This window comes from Sphingobacterium griseoflavum, from assembly GCF_014653155.1.
Taxonomy (GTDB): domain Bacteria; phylum Bacteroidota; class Bacteroidia; order Sphingobacteriales; family Sphingobacteriaceae; genus Sphingobacterium; species Sphingobacterium griseoflavum.
This window is the reverse complement of record NZ_BNAF01000013.1, coordinates 16,941-43,823: the sequence shown is the minus strand read 5'-3', so window position 1 is coordinate 43,823 and position 26,883 is coordinate 16,941. Positions and strand designations below refer to the sequence as shown.

22 protein-coding genes are annotated in these 26,883 nt (G+C 46.8%); 6 read left to right on the top strand and 16 right to left on the bottom strand.

The window, feature by feature from the left end:
• Together IE165_RS15880 and IE165_RS15875 are read left to right on the top strand one after the other, a co-directional pair.
• Complete coding sequence (locus tag IE165_RS15880; RefSeq protein WP_189627632.1) at positions 1-1,857, top strand: FAD/NAD(P)-binding protein; 1,857 nt, start codon at positions 1-3, stop codon at positions 1,855-1,857.
• On the top strand, positions 1,835-3,256 hold the full coding sequence (locus tag IE165_RS15875; protein WP_189627631.1) for an alanine racemase: 1,422 nt from the start codon (positions 1,835-1,837) through the stop codon (positions 3,254-3,256). Before IE165_RS15880 ends, IE165_RS15875 begins: the two co-directional genes overlap by 23 nt.
• Before the next feature lie 113 nt (positions 3,257-3,369).
• Here IE165_RS15875 and IE165_RS15870 read toward each other — a convergent pair whose 3' ends face one another.
• Positions 3,370-5,376: an FUSC family membrane protein gene (locus tag IE165_RS15870; RefSeq protein WP_189627630.1), complete on the bottom strand. Its 2,007-nt coding sequence runs from the start codon at positions 5,374-5,376 to the stop codon at positions 3,370-3,372.
• A gap of 233 nt (positions 5,377-5,609) precedes the next feature.
• Positions 5,610-6,494 (bottom strand): bestrophin family protein, encoded by an 885-nt coding sequence (locus IE165_RS15865; protein WP_189627629.1) that lies wholly within the window; start codon positions 6,492-6,494, stop codon positions 5,610-5,612.
• A gap of 232 nt (positions 6,495-6,726) precedes the next feature.
• Here IE165_RS15865 and IE165_RS15860 point away from each other — a divergent pair, with 232 nt between their 5' ends.
• Positions 6,727-7,053, top strand: a complete 327-nt coding sequence (locus IE165_RS15860; protein WP_189627628.1) for a c-type cytochrome — start codon at positions 6,727-6,729, stop codon at positions 7,051-7,053.
• Between the two features lie 150 nt (positions 7,054-7,203).
• Here IE165_RS15860 and IE165_RS15855 read toward each other — a convergent pair whose 3' ends face one another.
• From IE165_RS15855 to IE165_RS15810, 10 genes are all read right to left on the bottom strand, one after another.
• On the bottom strand, positions 7,204-8,415 hold the full coding sequence (locus IE165_RS15855) for a purple acid phosphatase family protein (protein ID WP_189627627.1): 1,212 nt from the start codon (positions 8,413-8,415) through the stop codon (positions 7,204-7,206).
• A 287-nt stretch (positions 8,416-8,702) separates the two neighbouring features.
• Entirely contained in the window at positions 8,703-9,134 is a 432-nt protein-coding gene (arr, locus tag IE165_RS15850; protein ID WP_189627626.1) for an NAD(+)--rifampin ADP-ribosyltransferase, read from the bottom strand.
• A gap of 27 nt (positions 9,135-9,161) precedes the next feature.
• Entirely contained in the window at positions 9,162-9,512 is a 351-nt protein-coding gene (locus tag IE165_RS15845; protein ID WP_189627625.1) for a bleomycin resistance protein, read from the bottom strand.
• 75 nt (positions 9,513-9,587) lie between these two features.
• Entirely contained in the window at positions 9,588-9,971 is a 384-nt protein-coding gene (locus IE165_RS15840; protein ID WP_189627624.1) for a hypothetical protein, read from the bottom strand.
• 34 nt (positions 9,972-10,005) lie between these two features.
• Entirely contained in the window at positions 10,006-10,386 is a 381-nt protein-coding gene (locus IE165_RS15835; protein ID WP_189627623.1) for a hypothetical protein, read from the bottom strand.
• Positions 10,387-10,423: 37 nt separating this feature from the next.
• A complete protein-coding gene (locus IE165_RS15830) occupies positions 10,424-10,804 on the bottom strand; it encodes a hypothetical protein (protein ID WP_189627622.1) in 381 nt (126 codons plus the stop codon).
• Between the two features lie 41 nt (positions 10,805-10,845).
• A complete protein-coding gene (locus IE165_RS15825; RefSeq protein ID WP_189627621.1) occupies positions 10,846-11,226 on the bottom strand; it encodes a hypothetical protein in 381 nt (126 codons plus the stop codon).
• Between the two features lie 41 nt (positions 11,227-11,267).
• A complete protein-coding gene (locus IE165_RS15820) occupies positions 11,268-11,570 on the bottom strand; it encodes a hypothetical protein (RefSeq protein WP_189627620.1) in 303 nt (100 codons plus the stop codon).
• A gap of 86 nt (positions 11,571-11,656) precedes the next feature.
• Entirely contained in the window at positions 11,657-12,037 is a 381-nt protein-coding gene (locus IE165_RS15815) for a hypothetical protein (RefSeq protein ID WP_189627619.1), read from the bottom strand.
• A 10-nt stretch (positions 12,038-12,047) separates the two neighbouring features.
• Positions 12,048-13,448 carry a hypothetical protein gene (locus tag IE165_RS15810; protein ID WP_189627618.1) on the bottom strand — a complete coding sequence of 467 codons (1,401 nt, stop codon included), beginning with the start codon at positions 13,446-13,448 and terminating at the stop codon, positions 12,048-12,050.
• Positions 13,449-14,281: 833 nt separating this feature from the next.
• Between IE165_RS15810 and IE165_RS15805 the strand changes: the two genes are divergently transcribed.
• Genes IE165_RS15805 through IE165_RS15795 form a run of 3 tightly spaced genes read left to right on the top strand, consistent with a single transcriptional unit; the run spans position 14,282 to position 18,289 of the window.
• The gene (locus IE165_RS15805; protein WP_189627617.1) at positions 14,282-16,000 is read left to right on the top strand and encodes a sensor histidine kinase; all 1,719 of its coding nucleotides are present in this window, start codon (positions 14,282-14,284) and stop codon (positions 15,998-16,000) included.
• Positions 15,993-16,763: a LytR/AlgR family response regulator transcription factor gene (locus IE165_RS15800; RefSeq protein ID WP_189627616.1), complete on the top strand. Its 771-nt coding sequence runs from the start codon at positions 15,993-15,995 to the stop codon at positions 16,761-16,763. Before IE165_RS15805 ends, IE165_RS15800 begins: the two co-directional genes overlap by 8 nt.
• The gene (locus tag IE165_RS15795) at positions 16,760-18,289 is read left to right on the top strand and encodes a TlpA family protein disulfide reductase (protein WP_189627615.1); all 1,530 of its coding nucleotides are present in this window, start codon (positions 16,760-16,762) and stop codon (positions 18,287-18,289) included. Before IE165_RS15800 ends, IE165_RS15795 begins: the two co-directional genes overlap by 4 nt.
• 107 nt (positions 18,290-18,396) lie before the next feature.
• On the opposite strand, the gene IE165_RS15790 is transcribed toward IE165_RS15795, so the two are convergent.
• Genes IE165_RS15790 through IE165_RS15775 form a run of 4 tightly spaced genes read right to left on the bottom strand, consistent with a single transcriptional unit; the run spans position 18,397 to position 26,502 of the window.
• On the bottom strand, positions 18,397-20,094 hold the full coding sequence (locus tag IE165_RS15790; RefSeq protein WP_229826594.1) for a DUF4998 domain-containing protein: 1,698 nt from the start codon (positions 20,092-20,094) through the stop codon (positions 18,397-18,399).
• A gap of 3 nt (positions 20,095-20,097) precedes the next feature.
• Entirely contained in the window at positions 20,098-21,372 is a 1,275-nt protein-coding gene (locus IE165_RS15785; RefSeq protein ID WP_189627614.1) for a DUF4959 domain-containing protein, read from the bottom strand.
• A gap of 32 nt (positions 21,373-21,404) precedes the next feature.
• A complete protein-coding gene (locus IE165_RS15780; protein WP_189627613.1) occupies positions 21,405-23,360 on the bottom strand; it encodes a RagB/SusD family nutrient uptake outer membrane protein in 1,956 nt (651 codons plus the stop codon).
• Positions 23,361-23,379: 19 nt separating this feature from the next.
• Complete coding sequence (locus IE165_RS15775) at positions 23,380-26,502, bottom strand: SusC/RagA family TonB-linked outer membrane protein (RefSeq protein ID WP_189627612.1); 3,123 nt, start codon at positions 26,500-26,502, stop codon at positions 23,380-23,382.
• Positions 26,503-26,883: the final 381 nt, after the last annotated feature.

The window sequence follows — 26,883 nt, the reverse complement described above, 5'->3', positions numbered from 1 at the left end:
ATGATTTGGAAAAAAGAACATATCAGTAATCAGGCTGAGCAAGCTAGCCAACAGGTGGATGAACGCGTTCATTCCCCAGTAAGTTCCATCCAGGATCCGTCTTTCAATAAGGGCGCCCGTGTCGGAATTATTGGTGGCGGACCGAAAGGCTTTTATGCCCTCGAACGGCTATTTGCACAACTCGAGGGTTTATCGGCAGAAAGTTCCATCGACGTTTTCTGGTTTAATGAGGACAGTAATTTTGGCTGCGGCCCCAACTATCGAGTGCACCAACCAGATTACCTCCTGATAAATTATTGTATTGGCAATATCGATGCGTGGAATCGCGACGAAAAGAACCTACGGGTTTCTGAACAATTGAACCTGACAGACTGGATACGTGCAAACAAGGTTGCTGGGCCAGCGGTACAGCCTACCGACTATGCATCGAGAGCGTTGGTTGGCTGCTACCTCCAAGATCAATTGCTCACTCTGTTGAGGGCGAAGCCCCATGGCTTAACGTTGCATTTTGTACTAGGCCGTGTAACTGATATCAGGCATGAAGAACATTTTAACGTTCATGTAGACCAGCAATCAGACAGCCTGCCCATTGACCACTTATTGCTGGCAACGGGACATTGCTACCGTAATCAATCGTTGCTGACTAGCGCAGAAGCTCCCAGCGACATAAGCCGATATTTCCGCAGCGCATACCCCGTTCAAAAGCTCGATACCATACCAGCTGGGGAATCTGTTGGGATCATTGGCCTAGGGCTCACGTTTATCGATGCCGCACTCCAACTGACAGAAGGCCGTGGCGGGCAGTTTACCGAGGATGGCCAGTATGTACCATCCGGAACGGAACCCCGCATTTTCGCATATAGCCGGAACAACCTACCCATTTTACCCCGAGGCCCTATTTATGGCGGCAACCATTATAGACTACGGACATCTACCATAGCGTGCTTGAAACGACTTGCCATAATCAAAAGGAAACGTAAGATTGATTTTAAGACAGAAATATACCCCATTTTGCAGGATGAGGCGCAGTTTGCCTACTACAGCACGCTTCTGCAGACCGCTGATGAGCTACGCATTGCGAGGTACTGCAACGCGTTGCCGAAAGGGCAACTATTTCAATTGGAAGATTTGCTATTCCCAAAATATGAGAAGACAGCTGGCGAAGTAAACTCCGTTCTCCATTTTCTAGAGAACAGCCTCGCTGAAGCAGAACGGGGCGAACTGCACAGTCCGCTTTTGGCAGCCACCGCTGTTTGGCGGGAATCCACACCTTGGATTGGCCATATATACGCACATCATGGGTTCACGGGGGTAAGTCAGCAGACGCTAGATCGCGATTTGTGGGGTGCGTTCTGCCGAACCAGCTTCGGTCCGCCGATTGCGAATATGCGTAAGATTGTTGCCCTGGCACGAGCCGGGATAATACAATTCACAACAGCACGACTGACAGGGATCGAATACGAGCCTGCGCCAGCACAATTCGTCTTGATCAACGAGCAAACGAAACAGAACCTCACTTATTTGGTGGATGCCCGCATTGCCCGAGGCAACCTACTGCACGCTAATTCTGCTTTATATGCGCGTCTGCTAGCCACTGGATTGATCACCCCGGCCAGCAATGACGGATACCACACAGGTGGCCCAGCTTTGCAAGAATCCGGGCAGGCGGCAATTGGGCTTAACAGCTCTGTGCCCTCACTATTTTTCTATGGCACCTCGACAGAAGGTATGCTCCTAGACAATGATTCGCTTTCACGAAAGCGAAATGACACAGGTTCTTCCTGGGCAAAACATGTTCGCGAAGCCCTTTCCCATCAAACTAAAAACAAATTATATGAAAGCTACAGCCGCGGATAACCACGCCCCCCTGACGCCCATTATCCACTCGTGGATAGTACAACTATTGCAGGACCGGGATTTACTGGCGGAAACAATAAAACTGGAAAACTCACCGGTGAACATACAAAGCATCGTGCCGTTTCAGGAAAACATAGCGGCATATAAACGCGTTTTCCAGCAGTACGACTTAAAGCATAAAATCTACTTTGCACGCAAAGCCAATAAATGCCTAACCTTTGCCAAAGCCGCCGCCGAGGCAGGGGAAGGAATCGATACAGCAAGCCACAAGGAATTACAGCAATGTTTGGAAGCTGGAATCCCCGGCGACCAGTTGATCCTGACTGCCGCACTCAAGAACCTCACGCTGTTGGAACTCGCCGTGACCAATCATGTGACCATCATTATTGACAACATGGATGAATATGAGTTGCTCGACAGCATTGTCCGTGCGAGTGAGACAAAAGCACACATCAGTGTTCGGATCGGCGGCTTTACCGTAGCGGGTAAAAAACTACCGACCAGATTTGGTTTCTCACTGGATGCTGCCTACCATCTGATAACAGAGCAGATCAAAGGACATCCTTTCCTTTCCTTTACCGGATTACATTTTCATTTGAATGGCTATGATATCGCGCAGCGCGCGGCGGCGATTTCCCAATGTATCCAATTGGCTGATCAACTAGCCGCTTTGGATGTCCCTTGCCAACATATCGATATCGGCGGAGGCTATCTAGTAAATTACCTGCAGCAAAGGGAAGAGTGGGAAACCTTCCATCGGGAATTGAAAGAGGCCGTCTTAGGACAGCGTAGCGCATTGACCTATCAGAACGACGCTTTAGGCATGGTATTGATCGACGGGAAGCTGTATGGAGAACCAACGGTCTACCCCTATTACAACGAAATCCCGAAAGCCATTTTTTTGGAAAAAGTATTGACGAGTCAATCCGAACCACACAGTCTACCAATTCACGAATTGATCCGGTCACGCAACATTGAACTTCGTATCGAACCGGGACGTTCCCTACTCGACCAAGCCGGTATCACCATAGCCCGTGTGCTGTTTCGAAAGCAAGATACAGAGGGCAACCTACTGGTCGGATTAGAAATGAACCGCACGCAAATGAAAAGCTCCAGTGCAGACTTTCTACTTGATCCGATCCACATTACGCACCAGCCTACGGAAAAACAAGAGCCCGTGCATGGCTATCTCGTGGGCGGCTACTGTTTGGAACAAGAGTTTTTGCTGAAGCGAAAAATACAATTTGCGACGTATCCCGAAATCGGGGACCTGATCGCATTTCCCAATACAGCGGGGTATATGATGCATTTTTTTGAATCGCAAGCACACCAGTTTGCGTTGGCAAGCAATGTTTTTTTTACCAAGGATTTACAGCTCATAAAACAGGATGGAGATTGAGTATCTCCTTCCTATGCTGCCGGTCGAAAAAACGAAAATCGAACGGTGCTGAAGAAACAGGAAACAACACCGTTTCTTGGCTCTTTCCAGAGCGCTATCCGCAGGTGCACGTCTTAGCGCAGCTGCTCGCCCAAGCTATCAAAAAAAACACGGATACGCTGGGTTCTGTCGACCTCTAGGTGCATCAGCGGGTCAGCTTTATAAACTTCTTGGTTATGTTGGATCCATAAACTGGAAATCATGGCATGTAAACGATACAAATCTCTGTACACATTATCGCCCTTTCGCAAAAACGGCCGATCTTTCCCGGGTTCGCGCTGTGACTGCAAAACCGCATCCGAAAATTTTGTCAGATCCAGAAAGGCGCGCTTCCGCTCCAAGCGAATTTCGTAACGTTCACCTTTCTCGCCCGATTCCACATAAGCTAGTACGGTCTCGAAGTACGTATGCTGCGCCTTCAATGCTTGCGTTGCCAGCGGCATCAGGTTAACCTTATTTCGCACCGGAACCAAAAACCAACCCAACCAAGCTAGACCACAGCCCAACAAGGTGAACAAAACTCTATTCTGCATCACGTCGGTCCACGTGTCGTCGTGCAGATGCAGGGCAACGATGACCAACGCTGTAATAAAAAACACACTGACCATGTAGTAACGCTTATTGAACAGCAGAAAAGCAAACAACAAAACGCTGATCAGCACCAACAGTACATATGTATTCGGAAAGGTAAAGATAAGGAGCAACCCGAGAAAGACTCCGCCCAGTGTTCCCCACAAACGCTCACTGTTACGCTGCTGTGTCAGTAGATAACCGGGCCGCGCAACGACTATGATCGTAATCAAAATCCAATAGGTGTATTTCATGTCCGACAACAGTTCGCCCAGTAAACCACCCAAAAGAAAAAGAACCAGCATACGAACGGCAAACATAAACAGGGGGGAATAACTGCGCACATGTGCAAAAAGATCTTTTACACCTGCCGACAGCGGCGGCAAAAAGCCGGTTAAATCGAAGCTATGCGCATAGAACTCTTCCATAAGTCGATCACCCTGCCTGTTGCGTAACTGCTCCATGGAAGAGAGAAAGGTCCGTCCATTTCCCACGGCACCAACCAACATCGCCAATTCCTCGCTTTGCTGCTTTCGCTGCTTTTCCTGCAAGCCGGCCAAAATCAATTGAATTTGCTCTTCCAACCGTTGAAATTCAGGTAGGTGCGCGCCACGTTTTTGTGAAGCCATCTCCATGCCATCCGCCACCAGCAGCACCAGCTCATGAATTTGCGATAGCGCCCCTATAGGCTCCAAGCGCTCCCGGATTTGCTCGTAATCGTGATCTATGGCCGTGGCCATACCATACAGATCCATGAGCACATAAGCGCGCAGCCACAAAGAATAGGCTTTAGTGCCTTCACGTTTTAAATAACGGCGTTCCCGGAGCAAGAGATGCCGAACCGTTTCCTGCTGATCGGCCAGCTTGATACTGATGGCCGCCACGCGATGATAAAGTCGGTCGAGCGGCACGTTCATATCATAGCCCGTAGCCTTGACACGTAGGAGTAGTGCAGTCGTTCGATAGCCATTCGCTATGGCCTTACGCAATTCCCATAACGGATCGATGGAGGTATGCAAAATATTAATCAGATAAAACCAAGCTGCACCCGCCCCAACGCAAACCGCAAATTGGGGAACATGTGCGGGCTTCAGCCCCATGACGAAGGCCACTAGAAAGAGTGATGTTGTTCCGACCATCCCAATCCGAGATCCTAACGCATTGAAAAGGGTAAAGACAAAGGCCATCGTTGTGATGAGCAAGATCAGTATCAGCGAGTTCCCTAGACTGAATCCGACCAAAAGGCTGGTGAGCACCGCACAGACAATACTCCATAAGGCGGCTTGCAATTTTTCTTGCCTATGCCCAGGAAAATCGGTCATCGACGCATTCAAGGTGCCAATAACAAAGGGAATGGCATAATCCAGCTCAAAAATCCAGGAAATCACAACGGCCGGCAGCATACAGGCCAACGTTGTACGCAAAGCCTCTGTGCCATACTCGGCGCCCAGGCTCTTCAAAATCTTTCCTACTTTTTCTATTTTCGCCCTCAAATAAACGTTGCGTTCCAAATTATATAACGTGTAAAAAAACAGCGATAGTGGCATTTTCGCGCTGCCCTATGCACAAAGACATATGTGCTGGCATGCCTCTCCGCGCCGGCAAAGGTACAAACTTTGCCGCAATCCATCAGCGTAGACCCTTTGTACAGACATGTGCCCGCGACCGAGTAAACACTGTCTAAGCGCGTCGGTGTCCCCTGTACCTCGAGCGGCCATGTATTTTTAGCGTACAGATTCGCACCTCACAACATGTAGTAAAAATCAGGATTGGTTGGCGCAGGTTGTTCTGCTTCATCGCCCATTTGTTGCCGCAAGACAAATTCAATATTTTGGCTGATATTGGTCATTGGCGTATCCATAGGACCGTTTTCAAACGGATCCTGCATGAGGATAGCTGTGCGTTCGATAATGATGAAGATCGTGGGTATTCCTGCCGTCAATACGGCTTTTATAAAGGCGAGATTATCATCAAGACTAAATGGCAGTAGCAGCGTAAACAGATAAATCAAAAAATGCAGCAACGCACTGTAAGACGCCGGAAACACTGTTTTTTTAATCCGTTCACATCGCCCCATGGAATCGCAGAGCTTCGTTAAGGTGCTATCTAACTGCACCTGTCTAAACTCCGTCAGTTTACCTTCCTGTGCAAGACGTTTCAGTTGTAGCCCGTGTTGCTGCAACAGTGCGTTGGGGATGTTGGTGTCCTTTACGCCATGTAGATCGAGGTACTGCTGGACTTTGTCCGAAAACGGCAGTTGTCGCAAGGATTCACTAAGGGCATAGTTCCACGTTACTTGGCGTTCTAGGAACAGACGAATTTCGGCTTCTTCTTCGACGGGAAGAAAGGTGCGCAACTGCCGTATCAACGTACGGGAATCATTGACAATCGCACCCCAGACGATTCGTGCTTCCCACCATCTATCGTAGGCCTGTCCGGTTCGAAAGGCCAGCAGCAACGATATAGCCGTACCGACAATGGCCACTAAAGCCAAAGGAATGGCCAACGAGGCAAAATAACGCTGCGTCGCAACATACCCGACCAACACACTGAATGCCGTAATCGCGAACAGATCGTTCCGTATCGTTTTTACAAAATCTAAAATGGATATTTTTCCTTTAAGCAACATACGCTGAGATATTATGAAAGCCTTTTCGGCAAATTGCACGACCCGGCCGACTTTAATAAAATAAAAAAGAAGGAAAAATGTTTTTCTAGAAGCATGATATTTGAAAATTAGGCGTTATAGCCTTAAACCTATAGCGCATCAGGAACATTCAAGAATTTTCCGTACAAGCACAAACAAAACAACCTTGCTATCTGTTTCATCAAGAAGAAGATTAATGTTATTACAGATGACAATGAAGAAACTAAAAACAAGCATGATAGTCGGTTTAGGGATAGCTACGCTTGCGGGTTGTTTTCCAAAAGCAAGCGAGGTGATTCGTTCGTTGCCGGTCGAAAACAAGGAGCAGATTCTTGCCAAATACAACCAAGCTGAAATTGCCGAAGGGCAGGTTTTATTCACCAGCAATTGCGCCAAATGCCATAAGCTTAAAGAGCCGGAAAGCCGCACACCTGAGCAATGGAACAAGACGCTGAAGCGGATGATTCCAAAAGCTAAACTGAACGATCGCGATGGCCAATTGGTGCGCGCGTATCTCATTGTGAACGCGAAAGAAAGCTAACTCGTCGACAAAATACGCTTCTTCGCTATTTTCGAGCACCGTGGCGGTTTTCTCGATATCCGCAACTATAAAGGAGCAGGGAATCGTGGTATGGCTCCCGGTTGTGGGCGGCTACCGCGAGCCTTCGGACATACCGGATGTGGCATGCATTCAACGACGGTCAACCTGGTAGGTGGCCAATCTATCGCCCCTATCGTCAACCACCTCTAGGCTCAACCGCTGCTCATCGATGTGTACGCGCATCAACGTGCGCGAACCATCCTGTGGGCCTCCACCGATAACGATGGGATAGGCGTGTATCTCGGGTCTTGCTTTGTGAATTTTGTGCGTGTGCGTATGCCCGCTAATCACGATATCGACCTTTCCTTGATTGAACAAGGGGTTAAAGAGTTGTGAACAGTGGGCCGAGCCATGCTCATCTCCGCTATAGAAAGGCGGTATATGCATCAATACCACCCTAAATGCGGCGTTTGTAAATTCGCTGCACTGTATTTCCTGTTTTAGCCACTGGGCTTGCTCTGCCCGATAGCCGTCAAAATCAACGATGCCAGCATACACGGGATGTTCGTCAACCTTGTCTTCGCCCGTATCCAAGACGATAAAGCGTACAGGCCCTAGGGTAAAGGCAGTATACCCGATCTGCTTAAAATACCGATCGATCGAACGGGCAAAGACACCTCGGGTCTCGTGATTTCCGCGTACGTAATGTAGCGGTATCCGCGTGGCAAATGTTTTGCTGATCGGCCGGAGCAAGACATTTATCAATTGCTGTTCATCAATCTGGTAGTCGAACATATCGCCGTTAAAGAAGACAAAGTCCCGGCTTTCTACATCATCCAAACCAATCATCCGCTCTATCGCACCGTGACGTTCGTGCAAGTCGTTCAGCACAATAAAGGAGACCTCCGACTTGGCAATATCTTGGTTCACAAACTGGAAGACTTCGCTGGTCAACGTGGTGCCGTAGCTAAGCTTATAGGGCTGAAAGTCCAGCACCTCTTTGGATACCACCCGGTAATAGTAGGTTGCTCCGGGGGTAAGATCGCGCAACGTGACACGGTGTATACGCCCCAGCGGTAACAGGCCCAATTCGGGATTGCCTGCAGCCTTCAGCTCCAGTGCTCCGGGATCGGTACCATACAGCACCCAACCGTGGGCATCGCTTTGGGTGATCCATTGGATACACATCTCGTTGTCAAAATCGGTTTGTAAATACGGCCCTGCTACAACGGAAAAACCTTCGGCAGCTAGCTTACTTCCATTACCGCCAAAAACGCTATTTTTAGCCACAATAAGCCCACCGAAAAGGGAAAGAGATCGCAAGAAATTACGTCTACCCGAATCTTTTAAAGGTTTATGCATCGTTCATCAGTTTATAGGTATATAGCTCCGGACATGTCGACATATTGCCGCCTTGCGCATTGCAAAATCCTGCTGCGGCTACACCGCCCGACCGAGCTGTATCCGCAATATTAGCTAGAAAATAATGACACCGCAATAGGCCGGCAAACGCAAACGTTTGTGTGTTAACATAGTTTTAGCATGGCGACCACAATTTGCCATACTCCCTAGCACATCCATAGCTTATCATCTGAAGGTTCGCGTTAGGCATATACCCATATCGATGATGAAAAACTTGACATCTAGTCTTATTCATTGCATGATTTTATGCCTTGCTTCTTAAGGTTTTCCAATGCTGCTTTCATCGCCTGCACCTGTTCGACGCTATGCCCCTTCCACCGTGCTACTTCGCCCACTACCCGAAAAGGCTTTGTAGAACGATAAGATTTTGTCGGATTTCCCGGGAATTTTTTATCGGTCAGATCAGGATCATCTTCCAGTTCACCCGTTGGCTCTACCAGATAAATGCGTTCTGGACCGTCGCCAATAGCAAGCTCCGCTCCCCAAATAGCCGCGTCTAATGTTGCCGACAAAAAAATATATGTCGCATTGTTTTGCATGCTGTAATTGGAGCTAAAACCTACCTGAACCAGGTCTCCCAATGCTAAGTCAGCTTTGGTACCGTGAAAATAAGTCTGTGCAAACGCCGCTGCTCCTTGTACTGTCGATTGTTGGCTCATCTTAAAATTGCTTTCATGCGCATCATGTCATATATCCTGCCCAAAAGTAAGCAAGTTGCTATCTGGGTCTAGCAATGCAAATTCCTGCTGCCCCCATGGCTTGGTTTCTAGATGTCCATTGGGGTGAATGGGTACTTTACGATCTAAAAGACCTTGGTAAAGATCGGTGATATGTTTTGTGCGGATATAAACCTGTCCATAATTTTGGGATGGATCGAGCGCTGCAAATAAAAAGAAATGGATCTCGATTTGATCTTTTCGGATCAATAGATAATCCCCGTAATCTGCAATCTCGCTGAACCCGAGTTGGTCAATGTAAAAAGCTTTAGTTGCGGCCTTGTCGCGCATGGGAAGCTTAGGAATGATAGCTGTTAACATATGATGTTGTTTTACGTCAGTAGATAATGCGGTTGTTACGCATATTGTTTTCTTTTTTCGAGGCACGTTTTCGAATCAAAACTTTTGCCATCTGCTTATTCCTTTAAAAGGTGTCCTATGAGGTTCTATTTCCTGCCAACTTTTGTACCGAAATTTCCGGCTAACCAGTATATAGTACCGCCAACGCCAAAAGCAAAGGGGATTGATCTTGTATAATCTAAAGACCTCCATATGCTCTTGTGTCGGTCTTTGGCTTTCGATAAATCCCCACACGGTCCATTCATTTATCCAGCCAAGAAAGATATCAAAATGCTGAATACTTGTGAAAGAGGCGTCATTATTGGAATACCGAAAACGATCTTTATCAAGTTCTCCCATAATTGTGGTGGAAACAACTGGAAGATTGGTAAAAGTGATAACAATTATTGCCGCTATGGCTATCCTTTTCTTTTTCATCATAAATTCAAAAAAAGCTTCTCTCGGTAATTGCTTATTAAAAATCCTGCCACTTATTATTATCTACAAAGGGAACCCTATTGGGTTCTATTTCCTGCCAACTCTTATACTTAAATTTCCCGCTAACCAATATATAGTACCGCCAACGCCAAAAGCAAAGGGGATTGATCTTGTATAATCTAAAGACCTCCATATGCTGTTGCGTCGGTCTTTGGCTCTCCATGAAACCCCGAACAACCCATTCATTCATCCATGGGCGCATCCAATCGAAATGTTCAATATCTGTGAAAGAAGCATCTGCATTCGCATACCGAAAATGATCCTTATCAATCTCTCCCATCAACGCTGTTCCAATAACCGGAAGATTAGAGAAGGCAATGATTATTGCCGCCGTTATGAATATCCTTTTCTTTTTCATGATAGATTCAAAAAACGCTTCTCTCGACAATTGCCTATTAAAAATCCTGCCACTTATTATTATCTACAAAGGGAACCCTATTGGGTTCTATTTCCTGCCAACTTTTGTACCGAAATTTTCTGCTAACCAGTATGTAGTACCGCCAACGCCAAAAACAAAGGGGATTAATTTTGTATAATCTAAAGACCTCCATATGCTCTTGTGTCGGTCTTTGGCTCTCAATAAATCCCCACACAGTCCATTGGCTTATCCAACCGCGAAGTATGTCGAACTCTTGAATGTATGTAAACGACGCGTCGTTGTTTGCATACCGAAAACGATCTTTATCAAGTTCTCCCATAATTGTGGTGGAAACAACCGGAAGATTGGTAAAAGCTATAACAATTATTGCCGCTATGGCTAACCTTTTCTTTTTCATGATAAATTCAAAAAAACAAAGTTTCTCTCAGTAACGGCCTATTAAAAATGCTGCCACATATTATCCGAAACAAAAAGTGCTCTATTGGGCTCTATTTCCCGCCAGCTTTTGTATCGAAATTTTCTACTTACCAATATATAATATCGCCAACGCCAAAAATAAAAAGGATTAATTCTGTACAACCTAAACACCTCCGTATCCTCTTGTTTCGGGCTTTGATCCTCAATAAATCCCCGTACCGTCCATTCGCTTATCCAACCGCGAAGTATGTCGAACTCTTGGATGTATGTAAACGAGGCATCGTTGTTTGCATACCGAAAACGATCTTTATCAATTTTTTCCATCAATACGGTAGAGATTACCGGAAGATTGGTAAAAGCAATGACAATTATCGCGGCTATGGCTATCCTTTTCTTTTTCATGATAAATTCAAAAAAACAAAGCTTCTCTTGGTAATTGCCTATTAAAAATGCTGCCACTTATTATTATCTACAAAGGGAACCCTACTGGGTTCTATTTCTTTCCAACTCTTGTATCGAAATTTCCTGCTGACCAATAAATAGTACCGCCAACGCCAAAAACAAAGGGGATTAATTTTGTATAATCTAAAGACCTCCATATGCTCTTGTGTCGGTCTTTGGCTTTCGATAAATCCCCACACAGTCCATTCGTTTATCCAGCCAAGAAAGATATCAAAATGCTGAATACTTGTGAAAGAGGCGTCATTATTGGAATACCGAAAACGATCTTTATCAAGTTCTCCCATAATTGTGGTGGAAATAACCGGAAGATTAGAGAAGGCAATGATTATTGCTGCCGTTATGAATATCTTTTTTATGACGCATTTTCGAATCAAAACTTTTGCCATCTGCTTATTCCTTTAAAAGGTGTCCTGTGAGGCTCTATTTCCTGCCAACTTTTGTATCGAAATTTCCTGCTAACCAGTATGTAGTACCGCCAACGCCAAAAGCAAAGGGGATTGATCTTGTATAATCTAAAGACCTCCATATTCTCTTGTGTCGGTCTTTGGCTCTCAATGAAACCCTGAACAACCCAATCATCCATCCACGGGCGCAAAATGTCGAGCGGTTGGATACTTGTAAAAGAGGCGTCATTATTGGAATAGCGAAAACGATCCTTATCGATTTTTTCCATCAATACTGTAGAGACTACTGGAAGATTAGAGACGGCAATGATTATTGCCACTGTTATGAATATCCTTTTCTTTTTCATGGTAACTTTTTTAGTTGCAGTTCGTACTAGGAAGAAGATCTATTCTACTCGTCTCAATCCCTTGCTGATTGGGATGCAAAACTTTTGTATTTCTTATAAAGGTATGAAGATCATCCGGACTTATAAAACCACTGTTGCCAAGTTGTCCTGTAGGAGGATTCACTACATTAAATACACTTGTCGCATAGTGTACACAGTTATTATAAAGCAGGTGATACTGCTGATTGGCCAAGTTGAGTGATTTATTAACCACTGACTGAAATTGTGCCGCGTTAATGGAGAGCGAATACCTGGAATCACTTTTTCGATATTCATCTCCAAATTCATCGCCAATTGCACTCGCTACATGCTGCATCGATGCTGATGATAAGCCGGACACAGGATAAAAACCATACGAGAGCCGTTGAACTTGCCCTCCGTTGGATTTTTCTAAGGTGATAAAGGCATGTCCGGGCTTATTCCCGCCTCCCACCCCTTTGTGCGCATGCAGCGTGATTTTATATAGCGCACCCGTTGACGACACGCTGTTAAAACAGTTCAGCCGCTGCTGTAGATTAATGGTAACCGCAGGTGCTATCGCGCGAAACCCGCTATTATTTTCGCCGTTGCCGTCGCCACCGCCACTGTCACCACCGCCCCCACTTCCTCCTCCGCCGCCGCCGCCACCTACATAGGGTGGGGTTTCGTCATCTGGCCCCTGTGGACATCCAAAAAACCAAGAAGAGGTTTCGAACATCTGATCAATATAATAGGCGCATTGATCAAGATGCCAAGCTGTCCGAAATGGGAAATATATTATTCTCCTATATTCCCTCATGGCCATATCAAAATGGAAGATAGCCTCCTCTTGGCAGCTATTGTTGGAATAGCTGCGGTAAGCTCTCGGAAAGGGCGAATAGGCAATTGCATCAGGTAGCCGGCATTGGTAAACTTCTGCACCTGGCAAAGGCCCTCCCCTGCCCATCAGATTATTTCGTACCTGCACTTCCGTTTTGTCGGGGTGGTAGGGCAGCTGCTGGTAATCCGCCCAGCAGGAGACATCCAAAGGTGTTTTTCGCCACAGGCTGTCCGCAAACTTGGCTGTTTGAGCGCTATCCAGTTCCTCAGGGTGCCCACCCAGTTGCTGCCACTGCCGGGCATAGTGGCGCGTCGCATTCGCCAAGATGGTCTGATTGCCCGAAAGAACCGCCAGCTTTACCGCAGTGCTTTCCTGTCCTTGCTCCCCAGCAAGCTTGTCAAAGAAAAAATAGTACCATCGCGGGTCACTGCTTTGCAGCCATTTGTCCAGAACTTCCCTTTTGCTGCTGCTGTCGGCTGGAGGGTCATCAACCAAGTGCTCCTTTCGGCAGCCCACGTAAAGCAACAAAACCAGCGACAATAAGAGTGGGGGATAACATCGATTTCTTTTCATAATCAATTTATTTTTTGGTTAGCACAACAGTTACAGCACCTGCCCGGCACGATACGGTGCCGTCGGTAGGGATCCAAGACCCCTGCAGAATGCTTCCATCAGGAACGAGCTGCAACACTTATTTCTTTAAAAACAACAACAAAAACACTTTGTTTTAAAAAAAATAAAAATTAAAGAAATTAAAGAATGAAAAAACGTATTTATTAATCAAATAGCAATATAATGTTGTTTAAACGCATAAAGTAAATCAATAAAACTAACCCCTATTCTTCCAGTCGCTTAGGCCGGCTTCGCAGATGGCAAGTTCGCGGGCAGTTTGATATCGGGATCATGTGGGGGTGGCTTTACCTAAGAAATTCGGGTGTATGTATCCAAAACCGTGGTATTTTATTTTATCAAGAAGCAAAAACGGAGAAAGATCAAACAAAAGTATATAATTATTGAAAAAAATTAGTATTCGCTGATGGCGACAGCACTAGCTAACGCAGCGACGAAGCTCCATAACGTTTAAAAAAATTTGGGCAGTATTCATTTATGCTAAGCAGCTTTCCATCTTTTTGTTGCCGGACGAACATTTTGAAGGTCTTTCTTAAACAATTTAGTTTTTCTTGGTATAGGCGAAGTTATCAGCTACCCTGCTAGCCCTGTTCCTTCTGTAATTTTCGTTGGAGAAGCTAGCAAAACCAAGTTTATCTGAATGCCCCTCTTAGACTACTATTCTTCCAAATACTCGGCACAATATCCCAATTGCTCATTATAGTTTTGCATCCCAATTTATTTAAGCATCTTCGAGTTATAAGCCCTAAAAAATGCAGCGAATACTATTATTAATCATGCTATTACCCTTACTTGTTGCGCGAGCGCAAGACTCCGAAGGGAACGACTACTATTTTGGCGACAGCTTCCATTTTCATGCTGTCGAAACCGACGCCCGCATGATGGTACGAAATGAAACGGTGATGGAGACCGCCGATAAATATATTTGGCATATCCTAGACAACTTAGACAACAGCATCAAGCTGCCAGGAAAAGGGTTAGATATCCGCCCAAACTCGCCAATCATCTTGGGCATCAAGCTTCATCCTAAACTAAAAAACTACTTCAGTGCCAACGTCCAAAATATCTCGAAAACATACCATAGCTATCTAATTCCCGATAGTTCGGACGCGACAATCATCGCCATGGGCATCAACAAAAACAATCTACAGGATTTCGTTTATCGGGTAGTGGAAAATGACAGTATCGAGCTGATTCCATGGTCCCCTATTCCGGCGCTCTCCATGAAATATGGCGCGAAAGTCCCCTTTGCGGCCATCGGAACCTTCAACTATCCCGAAAAACTGATTATGGTGGAGGTGCGCCATAAAAAACAGGTAGGCATTCGGGAGGGATATCTGATAGACTGGCGCAAAAACAAAAAGCCTGTATTAGAACAAATTACCGCCTCCGGAATTGGAGCCTATGGCTTCCTTAATCTACTGGATCCGAAGCTAAATAAGCACTACATGCTATCAAATACCGGACGCAGGGACGCACCCTTGGCCATGCAATTCGAAAAGGACAGTTTGCAGGGCATGGAGCTAACCTTTGCAAACCATGAAACAACACCCTACTCCATTAACCTCATCCGAACCATCGATAACAAAAGAGATACAATTGGACTGGAGTGGTGGACGCAAGAAAACAGATACTTTGTTCCCAAAGAATACTTCAATAGCGTGGGCGACTATGAACTGTTGATCCACAAATGTGGTCACCTGAGCAAGTATACAGATGCCGATATCTTGCGTATAGCATACCATATCGTTCCGCCCAGATCGGTGCGCAGCCAATCCTTCTGGATTGTACTAATCGTCATTATTGGAATCGTCGCTTTTTTATTTTTCTTTATGCGCTTCAGCGCCCGCAGGCGACTGAAAAAGGTGGAACAGCAACGGCAAACAGCCAGCCTGCAGATCAGAAACATTCAAGCACAGCTAAATCCACATTTTATGTTCAATGCCATCAACTCCATCCAAAACCTGATCCAGCAAAACGACCCCGAAGCCACAAACTATTACCTCAGCAAGTTTTCATCTTTGACAAGAGCCAGCTTGGAAAATGTCGAAAAACAGATGAATGTGCTGAGCCAAGAGATACAATTGTTGGACGATTACCTTAAGATGGAACAGCTCCGGTTTGGTATGCACTACCAAATAAAAAACAAGCTGATGGTGCACAGTGATCTCGTTGAAATTCCCACATTCTTATTGCAGCCCTTGGTAGAAAATGCCGTGAAGCACGGCATCGCCACAAAAGGTGACGAGGGCTTGATTGTCGTCAGCTTCGAACAACAAGAGCAATCGCTGCTGCTTTCGGTAGAAGATAATGGCATGGGCTTTACGGAAAGCTCCCCAACGAGCAAAAGTGGTTATGGACTACGCTTGACGCGCGAACGCCTTCTATTATTGGCACAGCTCTACCCGGAACATGATTTCCGGATGCAGATCAGTTCCCAACCCGGAAATACAAAAATCACGATAAGCATTTCAAATTGGATTAACCATGCCTGATCAACGCATAAGCTACCTCATCGTGGATGATGAGCCAAACAACATCGCAGTACTAAAAAACTACCTCAAAAAGCACACGGATAGCATGCATCTGCTCGGCACAGCCTGTCATGTCGATGAGGCGGTCGCATTGATTAAAGAATGTCAGCCCGAACTTATCTTCCTCGACATACAAATGCCACAAAAGAATGGGTTTGATCTCCTGCAAGAACTTGGCGAGCGTAATTTTGAAGTTATTTTCGTGACGGCCTATGACAGGTTTGGTATACAGGCCATCAAGTTCTCCGCATTGGATTATCTCCTGAAGCCATTAAACTTTACCGAGTTGGAAAATGCATTGGCGAAAGCCATGCACAAGGTAAAGGAAAAGAAAAGGAATGCCAATCTTGAAAACCTTATCCAAAACTTGAATAATAAGGTGTTCGATGATCATAAAATAGCGTTACCAACAGGAAGAGAGACACGTTACATTGCCGTTTCATCGATTGTGCGATGCCAAGCCGACAACAATTACACGGAAATACACCTCCACGATGGCGAATGTATCATCATCAGTAAAACGCTGAAAGAGTATGACGAGCTGTTGAGTCCATACGGCTTTCTGCGCACACATCAAAGCCACCTCATCAATCCGAGCTACCTGCTATCGCTCAGCAAGGGGCAGTCACCGCAAATACATATGTATGGAGGCAATGTAGTCCCGATCGCACGACAAAAAAAAGAATATATATATAACGCTTTAAAAAACATCATCAAGCCATGAAAAAACTAACCGCATACCTAATCTGCGCCTTGCTGCCCATGCTTCTGCTGGCACAGCAAAATAGCGACACAGCAGCCATTACCGACCCGGCCTTCGCACAGCACTATGCCTCTCGGCCGCAACCAATCATCCGCGGTCAGATCCTACATGCTTCGCCTGGGGAACTGGATTCGCTCAAGATCAAATATGCCATCGTTAATCTGAGGCAACCCGTTCAATCGTCCTACGAAATCGAGCCCGATCCGGACGGTTCGTTTGAGATTATCCGGGATGAGCGCCTTCCCAATAGACAGATATGGTTTACCTTGGGAAACTATGCTTACCTCTGCCTGCTGAGCGATGAGGAACTCACGTTGACTTTCGATCTAGAAAAGCTGAAGCGGAAGTTCGTGTATTGGATCGGCGATGGCGTGGAATTTGGCGGCAAAGATGCTGACAGAAACAGAACCATAAACAAATTCATTGCTTTCCAGCAGGAACAGCAACCAGATATATCTGCACAGATTGCTTCCCTCGAGGTCAGTCGACCAGACTACCTTACCAAGTTGGACAGCCTTTTTGGCAAGCAAGATCAGCTGGTCGAAGAATTCTGTAGCAACAATGGCGACCGTTATCGCACCTTGATCGCAGGGGACAGCAAAGCGGATTATTATACGAAGAAATTGGCGTATTTACGACAAAACAAGATCTCCCCGCCCAACATCCAAGAGCTCCTCACACCCATTTACGCTATTTCGAACGATTCCTATGGATACATACAAGCGCTAAATTTTTACCTACGCCAAGCAGCTTTTGAAAAGACCGGCCAACCGCTCAGCTCCGAAAACCTCGCACAATATTACGATGACACGCTTCCGCCTGCCTATGCCGATCTGCTCAAGCTTCACATGGGGCATCCCGATGTAAAAAAATTGACAGAACTTTATACCGCGTTAAGTCCCACGCTGCATTTCGACTGGTCGCGCGACTACTTGGATCAACAGCTGGCCGATCTAAGAAAAAAAATAGCACAGATCGACTCGCTCAGCCGTACCGCTACAATAAACATAGCGTCCAGCAGCTCGTTGGGTAGCCAACTGATGAAAACACAAACGGGTATTACGCTGTATAGAAGCCCCCACAAAACCGGGGATTCGCTACTAAAAGATCTACAGTCGGTGTATAGCAATAAACTTGTACCGATCGACATCTGGGCAACGTGGTGCCTCCCATGCATAATAGCTATGCCCTCTGCACGTAAACTGCAGGAAGAGGCAAAGGCTGCCAACCTCCCTATCGAGTTTGTATATTTATGCACCTCGTCCGGATCCGACGAAGAACAATGGAAGAATAAGGTGCTGGAAATACAGCAGCCCGGCACCCACCTATTTGTAGACTCGAAGGCTATGAGCGAGCTCATGGCTACGTTTGACAAAGGGGGCTTCCCGTCCTATCTGCTCCTGAAGCCCAATGGGCGTTATGACGAAGAAACGGTCAACTCCCTTTACGACCTGCAACTCGACACCTTGAAAGATCTCCTTCAATAGCGGCAAAAGCACAATTGGGATAGCTGAAAACGCTGTACTGAGCGCTGTATAAAAAAGGCTGCGGTGCCGACATTCCGCCACCGCAGCCTCATTAAATATTCAGCCTATTACTTTGAAAACCTGAAATTGGAGAAATAGTAAACCATATCTGCCGGTGGACTAAAATTCAGCGACGGCTCACGTCCGATATTGATAACCACCACCCGGTTATGAGAGCTCTCTCGGTGCGATATATCCACCGTTACATCAGCCCACTTTTCGAGGCTTGCATCCGGTATCCTATAATTGTCGGGATTCGAATCCCATCCCTCGTGCCCGAAGGAACTTTCATTGCTAAACGACCAAAGATAATTCATAAAGCGTGGCCATAATCGCTGATAGGGAGCATAAATTCCATCAAACGTTGATTTTGCAGGCATATATACTTTAAATTTCAGGTAGCGGTACTCCGCGATGTTAAACCTGTATTCCTTCGGCAGCACAAAGACAAACGATCCGTTTTTACCTCTCATTGTCACGCGGAATGGATTAACGATGTTTGTTCCTGCAGGATAGCTCGTTGCAGGATTGACGACGTCAAGCGCAAAACCTGTCGCATCCTGCACTTTGCCATCCAAAAAGAAATTCATTGGAATCAACGATTCATCAGGAGTCGTGACCCACTCCACTATTCCTTTTTCATCAAAAGGCTTTAAAAGATGATCGATGCCCAAAGAATTGGGTATGTATTTTATTTTCTTGATGAACCCTAAATTCAGGAGATCCACCATGGTCTGTGCATTTTCATTCGATATCGGGGATACTTTCCGAATGAAGGGCAGATACGAGCCGCCTCCAATGGTTTTCACGATATTGTTTCTATTGTAATCGAGCGTCTTTAGGGGAAACAAGGTGCCTCCCGTGAGGTCAAGTTCTTCGATATTCGGGAAGTAAAACAAATCCTGCAAGGTGTTGGTATGCACAGGGAAGTAGAGTTTTTTGTAGGAAGCTACGCCGTCTGCGGTGAACACGGTAATGCCGTTTGCTGCCAAAATATCACGCTCTGCGGGATTGAACACCGTAGATGACGTGGGCATGCTAATCTCCAATGGCATTTCAACGGCTACCGAATCCAATATGGGCACACCGTTGACCTTTGGCGTGACATGATGGGTCATCTTTAATTGGAACGGTTGGCCTGCCTGCAGGTTTGCCGCAAAAATCCGCGGTCGCGCTCCCTGCGTGCCTGTAATTTTTTTTCCATCCTGGTCGGTGTATTCGTATGCAAGGCTACGGTAATCCAAGAGAATGGATGAAAGTGAGGTAGTCCAGTCAACGACAACGGCATTGGGTGAAGTCAGCACGCGCGGAGAAGCAACCACGAGGTTGGCTAGATCGCTTGACGTGTAGGGAATCACCGCGATCTCCTGCGGCACCGATTTGTTGTCGTACTCATCCAACGTATATACTCGAATGCGGTAGAGCTTGGATTGTTTTAGGTCGGGCACATTGATCCAAGATACGAGCGAATCGATGACCATCTGTTTGCCGTCATACTCAATCACTGTCTTGGAAGATTTTCCCAAGGATATTTGGCTGGTGGGAATTCTCCCGACCTTCAGCAGGTCCAATTCCACACGTTCGAAACCTATTTTTGCCGTGATCGTATCGTACTTGCCCGGATAGATCACTTCGGAGGCATAGGGTTCAATATTATCGAACATGCCTTTACATGCCGATATCAAGCATAGTATACCTAGAAAGCCCAAGTATGCTATGTTTTTTTTCGATAGACTATTCATCACTCTATTTTGTTTGATCGTCATTTCTTAATTTGTTTTTCTACCATACAGGGTGATCTCCGACAAACAGTTGCCATCTTCAAGCGTATAGTTGCCGTTAAAACTTTTTACGGCTTCATATCGAAACCATCTGGTAGGCTTGGTGTAGGCAGGCTCGTCTGGATACATGTAGGCCATGTCTCCCGCTTCTCCCTTCTTTACAAATTCCAACTCGGTTAGCCCCTGAGGCACGGTGATCTTGCTCTGCGACACAAATTCCCAAGAACTGCTGGCGTCGTCCCAGATATACATATTGAAGAGACCGACGTTTTCGTCTCGGTAGTATTGGCCGCGACTGATATTGGCCAAACCGCCCGAGTGGCGCTGCACGGTAATGATGCGGCTCAGCTCGTAATGCGCCCCGAGGTCAATGATAAAGTTCCAAGGCATATTCCCATCGCCTGTCCTGCCGGTTTTCCCTCGACTCCCCGTATGGAGAAAATTCAGGTTATCGCCCCGATCGATCATATCATCGATCACATATCTGTTTCGACCTTCCAAGGCATTGCCGAACACCATGGGCACGCCACCGATGGAATCATTCGCATTCGGCAACACCCATCCCGCTTTCGGGATCTTGTTATCCTCAAAAAGCGAAATGCTCCCTTTGTCGATCGTTTCCGTGATATTGCCATACATATCTTCCACCCGCACCTTTACGCCCACTTTCTCCGATGGCGGAAGAAATAAATCGTTGATAAATCGCCGATCCTCTTTCAAGTTGGACGAGAATACGGATGTCAGTGTGCGGGAAGCACCATCCTGGTTGAAGGTAAAATCCACGTAGACATTGATGTTTTGCTGAAGCTCGTTACTCCAATCCAGAAAAAACGAGCTAAATCCAGGTTTCACTTCGAGCGAATTGGCCACGCGGCTGAAGGCTGGCTCCAATGGGGTTACCGAAACATCCAGGGCTTCCGAGCGGTTGCCAGCCCGATCCACGGCAAAGAGTTGTACATTGTATGCATCGCTGCTCGGGAAGCCGTATACATCCAGTGAGTCCACGAAGTAGGATGCCGCAAATGTAAAAGATTTGCCTGCCGGCGTGGTATAAACGGCTTCCACGCTCATCAGGTCTTCATCGTTTGGCACGCGGTAGAAGAATCGAGCCCCTCCAAAGAGTGGTTTATATGATTTCAAGGTGACCATGCCCGGTGGGTTGCCGTCATCGCTATTCGGCTTGAACCGATCCAGCTTCTCGCAGCTGATCAGAAAAATGCAGATAAGCACCATATATAGCGGCATTACGTTTGTATGTTTCATTGTTTCTCTCTTTAAAAGTTCAAATATGACGGCTACCATCCTGGATTTTGCACCAGTTGACCATTCGTGTTCATTTCGTTCAGGCTGATGGGCCATAGGCAATCCGTGATGGTGAATCGACGCTCTTGCTTGACTTCCAGCACGAAGAATGTAGCGGCTGTTGTTCCCGTATGTGTCCATCCCCATACTGGCGCGGAGAACGTCGATGTAGCCCGTTTGTACCGCCACATGTCCCAAAAATTGATCCCTTCAAAGGCAAATTCAACACTACGTTCTTGTAAGATGATATCGCGAAGCCCTTCTTTCGTTCTATGCTTGTTGGTATTGCGCGCCAGCGAAGGATCCGCCCATACCGTTTCGACATTCGGAATCCCGGCACGCTGCCGAACTTTGTTGATCTCATTGTACACCTCCTGCGATGGCCCACTATATTCGTTGAGCGCCTCTGCCTTCATGAGATAGAGATCCGCCATGCGGATGATGGGATACGGGAATTTTATGGTCCGTTGCCAAGCGCCAGATTGCGACTCGGGATGCACCAGTTTTTGCGTACCGATGCCCGTGGTCATAAAGTCCGTCGTATGTTGCGAAGAGTTGTAGCCCCCATGGGAGTTGGCAAACATCATGGTATTGATACGCACGGCATGTGCGCGCCAGTATCCGGCCGTGATACCTAAGTTGGCGTAGAATCGAGGCTCGCGGTTCATATACAGTTTGATCGTCTCCGCACCAGGCTGCATATAACCGTTCCAAGGTGTGTAGCCCGGATCCAATAAGCCCGGCGTCCGGATGATTTCATGCCTGTTTGCTGCGTCGTAGGTCAAATCTTCTTCGATGGGCAATCCGTTTTGGGTATAGTACTTCTCGGCCATTTTATAGGTGGCGGCCATCCATTGCCACGAGAAACTTGAGGAGTTCACCACGCCATCTCCATAACCCTCGGGCAGACGGATATTGCTGGAATGTGCCAATTCACCCGAGTTGTAATAGTCCAGATTGGAGTTTCCCCATACGAGTTCGTTATTCCAAGGATCGACAACCACCATACGCAGGTCGTATAAAGTCTTCATACGCTGATTGTTCGCTTCGAAGGCTGGCCTATCATAGATATAGGGCTCGCGCTCGTAGTGGTAAAGTTTCAAGCCATTGGTTTCGCACAAGGCAATGGATTCGTTGATCGCATCCAATGCTTCTTTCCATTTTTCTCTATTCTCTTGCAAAGGGAAGAATGGCTGACCATCTTTATCCATAAAGTCGCCAAAGTATTCTTGGTTGCCATTAAAGAATGGGCTGGCACGAAACAGCAGGACACGCGCTTTGATAGCCTTTGCCGCGACTTGATCAACCTGTCCTAGATTATTGGTAGTGGCACGCTCTACCAAATTCGGAATGGCTTCGTTCATGAGGTCCAGGATAAAGGTGAAACATTCTTCCACTTTCGTGCGAGGCAGGAAAAGCTCTTCTTTCGTGGATTCTGGCGAAGCCATGGTTTTTGGAATGACAATCGGTCCATAGCGTTGCACCAATAGAAAGGCATAGTAAGCCTTCAGAAATTTGACCTGCGCCTTCCAGTCTGCTTTTTCGCCTTCAGACATGTCACGCACGTTATCGATATACATCAGGAATACATCCGCTTGGCGCATACCCTCATAAAGTGGCTTTCCTCCTTCGGTGCCAGACCATAGGCCAAGCTGCGGCGATGTTTGGGATTGCAGTCCACGCATAATGCGCATGGCGCGCAAATCACCATTGTTATTGTTCATATCTAGACGGCCTACCCATTCGTCGCCCAAGGTCCAAGACGTCACGTGGGTCTTATCGTCATTGGGGAGGTAGCTGTACACCTTGGCCAAGGCATTGTATGCGTCGATCTTGATATTAAATAAATCTTCCAGTTTCAGTGTATTATCCGGCACCACGTCGAGGTACTTGCTGCAAGACCCCAGGACGAACATGCCTGCAAAAAGGATATATGTAATCGTTCTCATCTTCTTCTTTCTTTATATATTAATACGTTAGTTGGATACCTACGTTAAAGCGGCGGTTGGGCGGATAGCCGAGTCCGTTGCGGCCGACCTCCGGATCCCACAGTTTAAAGGGGCTCAGCACAAACAGGTTCTCCGTACTGAAGTAGATCCGGCTACCCGGATTTATGCCTATCCGTTTGAGCGTCTTTGGGCTAAATCCTATCTCTAAGGATTTTAGTCGCAAGAAAGAGCCATCGCGCATCCACCAAGAAGACTGCCGGGTGTTGTTATTGATTGGTTCGGTCGAAAGGCGCGGCCAAAAGGCATGGATATTGGGATTGGTTTCGCTCCAGTAATCGTCGGCTATAATAGATAGCGCATTTCTCCTGTTGGCAAAGGGCGCTATCCCGTAGGAACCGTTTGAGGCGTTGGACTCATCGGTTGCGTTGATGAAGAACGATACGTTCTTGTTCCCCTGAAAGAAAAAAGAAAAATCAAAGCTCTTGTAGCCTACGGACATTCCGAATCCATACTGTATCTCTGGAACCGTCGGGTAGCCCATCGCAATCCGATCGTTGTCGTTGATGACACCATCACCATTGATATCTTTGTACTTGATATCGCCAGCCATATATTCGCCAAAATCCTGCCGTGGCGAGTTGGCTATTTCCTGCTCGTCCACAAATAGACGCTCTGCCAAGAGACCCCACTGCTGGTTGATGTTTTGGCCCTGCCTCTTCAGGTATTCATCGGGATAATCACGCTCATCCAATTCCAGCAACTTATTGACAGCGTAGGTAAAATTGGCACGTCCAGATATCCACAGATCGGAACCAAAGGATTTTTGATAGTCGAGCGACCCGTCAAATCCGTGCGAACTCACTTTTCCGACATTTCCACTTACACTTGCTTCCAAACCTGCCGATGCCGGGAAATTCTCCCGATTCATGTAAATATTGCTGCGGACATCACGGAAGTAATCTCCAACGAATTTCAGCGACTCGTTCATGAAGTTCATCTCCAGACCAAGATTCATCTTCTCCGACTGCTCCCAGGAAATGTCGGGATTGGCATAACGGTTCACGTTGAATCCATTGTAGGAGTTCATAAAACTGTTGCCCCAGCGGTATGAGCCTCCGCCCAAGGCAATATCGGATAGGTAAAAGAAACGGTCAGCCCTGCCTGCGATCGCGTCGTTACCCACAAGCCCCCAAGTACCACGTATCTTGAAGGTGCTGATCGCGCTCCGAAGCGGCTCCCAGAATTTTTCATTGGAAACCATCCAGCTTGCACCGAAAGATGGGAAAAACCCGAACCTTTTCTGTCCCGTAAACTTTTCTGAGCCATTAAATCCGTAGGATACTTCGGCGAAGTATCGATTGTCATAGTCGTAGGTCAAGCGGCCAGAGTTGCCCATGTTTCGCTCAGGAAGTGTTTCGTAAATAGACGTACTGTTTCCTGCTGTCAGCAACTTTTCCTCCATCATGCCAACCGTCATGACACCGACATTATGGGATCCAAACGCTCTGTTCCAGTTTAGTCTCGCTTCAAAGTAATAGTGTCCATTGGCATCCCTACCGGGGATGACATCGCCCAAGTAGGCCTGCCCCGTCGTCGGATTCAGCGGATACAACGTATACTCCCCAGTAATCTGGTTGTAGGATTCTAGGTCGTAAAAAAACGGGAAATAAGTACGGGTGCTGGCATACCGGCTCCATGTATTAACCGAGGCCTTCCCTTGGATGCGCAAACCCTCCGTCAGGAAACCAAGATCTTGGGAAAGGGTCGCCTGCGCCACGATGCTGCTTTCATCACGATCTTCATAACCTCGTACCATCTCCGCATAGGGATTGGTTTTGATGTTGCCTGCCACCGAGGTGCTCCCAAACAGGATATGGTTTGTGAAAGCGTTGGCCGGATCGGGCGCGTACACGGCCGGAAAATCGACCGGATTGCTGTTCATGATCATCCGAAAAATGTTACTGGCCGATTGGTACGGCCCTGTATAGCGGTCAAAGCGACCTTGAATCCGGGTATCCAGGGTGGTCGTTTTGGTAAGCTTAAGGATGACGTTAGAACGGATAAATAGCCTATTGATATCAATGTTGTTATTGAAATTGTTTCGGTTATCAACCTTCAACAAACCGGTTTCCTTATCATAGCCCGTTGATACATAATAGGTAGCAACCTGTCCTCCGCCGGAAAGGTTGACATTTGCCTTATAATTGGTTGTTGACGTCTTAAATAGGGTGTTAAACCAATCGACATTCGGGAAAATCATCGGGTCTTCGCCATCGATTGTGGACTGTATCTTCTGTTGCGAATAATAGCCACCCAGCACCGGGTCGCGGGTGATGCGCGCTTCATTGTACAGCCGCATGTATCCGATACCATCCATCATGCTCACCATGCGAGTCGGCGAAGCCGTGTTGACATCCACCCGCGCATTCATGCGCACCGGCCCTTCTCTACCGGCCTTGGTCGTAATCATAATAATACCGTTTGCACCACGGGCGCCATAGAGTACGGTCGCCGACGCATCCTTCAAGATGGAAAAGCTTTCGATATCATCGGGCAAGATCCTCGCCAACACGTCTGTTGTAGATTCAAATCCGTCGATCAGGATCAGGGGTGATGTTTGGTAACCAAACGTGGTAACCCCACGAATAAAAAACTGCGCATTATCCGCGCCGGGCTCGCCGGAAGTTTGATACGAAATAACCCCTGGTATCCGACCAGCGAAGGATCCGGTCAGGTTGGACGCCGGGACCCGCAGATCAGCGGCATTCACCGTAGTCACAGCCCCCACAATGGATGACTTCTTCTGTGTTCCGAAAGCCACAACTGTTACCTCGTCAATATAGCTATCATCTTCGTACATCATGATCTCCAAGATGTTTCGTTGATCGACGGCTTGTGTCACCTGTTTCATACCGACCGACGTGAACGTTAAGCTGTCGCCCACGACAGCCATAATTTCAAACTCTCCGTTCTCGTTGGTCACAACAGAGGACACGCGATTTTTAAGGATGCTCACTCCTGGCATCAGCGCTCCATTGCTTCCGTTTTTAACAACGCCCGTTACCTGCTTCTGCGCCAAGGCGAGCGCTGGAGCCAGTAGAAGCAGCATAAACAAAAGCAACTTTTCTTTCGATCTTTGCATATGATTTTATTTAGGTTTATTTAGGATCTAGTCCATCGACCAGAAGGTTTACAATTCCACTGTTTTTGGTTAGCATATGTCGTGATTGGTTAGATCAAGCAATAGGCTAAAATTAGCGACTAATCGACATAAAAAAATTGCCTATTCTGATCTAAAAATTGCAAAATCAGATCAAAGTACTAGCTGTCAAATCCTTGCAAGCGCAAAGCGTGAACCACGCCTGCGTATACCTTCCGTAATAAAATGACTCGAAAAAAGATCAAAAAGAGATGAAAATGGGTAAATGTTTATATCCTAAGGGTAAAGCTGCCATGTTGCAGATGTTCTACAAACCGTAGTGCGAGAACAAAGTGCCGTTGTCTCCATCTTCCAAAGGAATAG